Origin of the sequence: Anoxybacillus thermarum (assembly GCF_000836725.1) — a bacterium.
Classification (GTDB): Bacteria; Bacillota; Bacilli; order Bacillales; family Anoxybacillaceae; genus Anoxybacillus; species Anoxybacillus thermarum.
Window position 1 is genome coordinate 1 of the sequence record NZ_JXTH01000118.1, and the last position, 1,620, is coordinate 1,620.

At 41.6% G+C, this 1,620-nt stretch carries 2 protein-coding genes and 2 pseudogenes; all 4 read right to left on the minus strand.

Features of this window, described 5'->3' with window-relative positions; all coding sequences use genetic code 11:
- Positions 1–202, minus strand: a pseudogene (locus tag LH47_RS14550) (IS1380 family transposase); the annotation flags it as partial.
- A gap of 132 nt (positions 203–334) precedes the next feature.
- Positions 335–508, minus strand: a complete 174-nt coding sequence (locus LH47_RS15765; RefSeq protein WP_009362636.1) for a YdiK family protein — start codon at positions 506–508, stop codon at positions 335–337.
- Complete coding sequence (locus LH47_RS14560; RefSeq protein ID WP_043968726.1) at positions 505–1,242, minus strand: CPBP family intramembrane glutamic endopeptidase; 738 nt, start codon at positions 1,240–1,242, stop codon at positions 505–507. The genes LH47_RS15765 and LH47_RS14560 overlap by 4 nt, the downstream gene beginning before the upstream one ends.
- A gap of 233 nt (positions 1,243–1,475) precedes the next feature.
- Positions 1,476–1,620: pseudogene (locus LH47_RS15770) on the minus strand (UPF0236 family protein); the annotation flags it as partial.

Genomic DNA, 1,620 nt, shown 5'->3' on the forward strand with positions numbered 1-1,620 from the left:
TTCCTGTGGCAAGCAAGCCGATCATCGAGCGAATGACGTCGCTATGGGAAATGTGCACATCTCGACGAACCGTTGGGAGCCGAAGGGCGTTTACTCGTTTATCCAGTTTCGTTTGATGTAGTAAGTAACCAACGAGAGCAAGTCCAGCACTTGGCGTAATCGCTTCATCTGTCAACACAAACCGAATCGGGAAATCTTTCATGATATTCACCTACTTGATGAAAAGTCGTTCACGTCGTTTTCCCTTATCGTATCAACGGTTTGCGACCATTGTAAAGATGTTTTGTCACGGATTCAGGTTTTAAAACATTATGGAAATGAATGAACCTCCCGTTCATGAGCGGGAGGTTTTTTTCAATAAAGAACGAATAGCTGTGCCAAAATCTAATGTAGCAATAAGGATAAATAACATCGTTGTGACGTCCCAAATGCCATCGTCAGCGCTGTCGACAGCAAAATAAGTGAATAAAATGCCCATCAAAAAGTAAAACAACGGCTCAGACTTCATGAAAACAGCCTCCAAATCACGAATTGCATTTGTTCTGCTTCCTTCATTATTTTTTCAATTTCCTCAGCAAATAACGTTTGAATGACAACGACAAATGTGTTCATCAGTACATGTGCTGCAATAGGTACGAGAATACGCTTTGTTTTGACATATAAGAAAGCAAATACGAATCCCATCGTTGCATAAAGAAGCAAATGTTCAAACTCTAGATGAACGACAGCAAATAAAAGGGAACTGACAGTTGCTGACAAGAAGAAGTTATATTTTTGATACAGCGTTCCAAAAATAATTTTTCGAAAAATGATTTCTTCTAAAATAGGTCCGACGATCGAAGTGACGAGCATAAGCGCTGGTGTTAGCTTCACCATCTCAACGATGCGTCTCGTATTTTCAGACCCCATCTCGACGCCAAATACGTGCATCTCAATATTTGCTGCGATGCCTTGAGCGAAAAGGGCAAGAAAGAACCCTCCAATTCCCCAAAAAATTGACGTTCCGATAGATGCTTGATGGCGGTCATATGAGTATTTCATATCTTCTCTCATGAAATAAAGAACGAAAAGAAAAGCGATCGAGAAGCTAATGACAGCCCAATAACCTGAGGCAGTTGATAGGGCGATTTCTTTATTGGATGTGTCAACAAACCCGCTATGTGCAAGCAAAGGAACGCCAATTAAACTAGATAACTGCATGGCGATGTATGTAATAATGACATACCAGTATTGCTTTTTCACGTGTTCAACCCCTTCTGACAAAATGAGTACTTTTTCATTTTACCATATTTTTTGTATGAATTTCGAAAGGAAAGACATAATGGAGTCAGTCAAGACTTTGTGGAGAACATTTTTTCGGTTCACTACGGGTGTTGTCAATCACTAGTTAGCGAACCATTTTCAGGAATTGATATCGTAAGCGCTTTTGGACTCTCATCCCTCATCTTGAAGTGATGATATTGTATTCCATTTTTTTACACCCAACCAAAATCCCGAAGCGCCGACAACGCTTGATGGATCGGCGTCCCGGATGACCGCTGCAGACACGGTAGATTCTGACGCACCACATCTGCCCACAACCGTCCTGCCTTCCGTTTGGCCTGTTCAACCCGCTTGGAC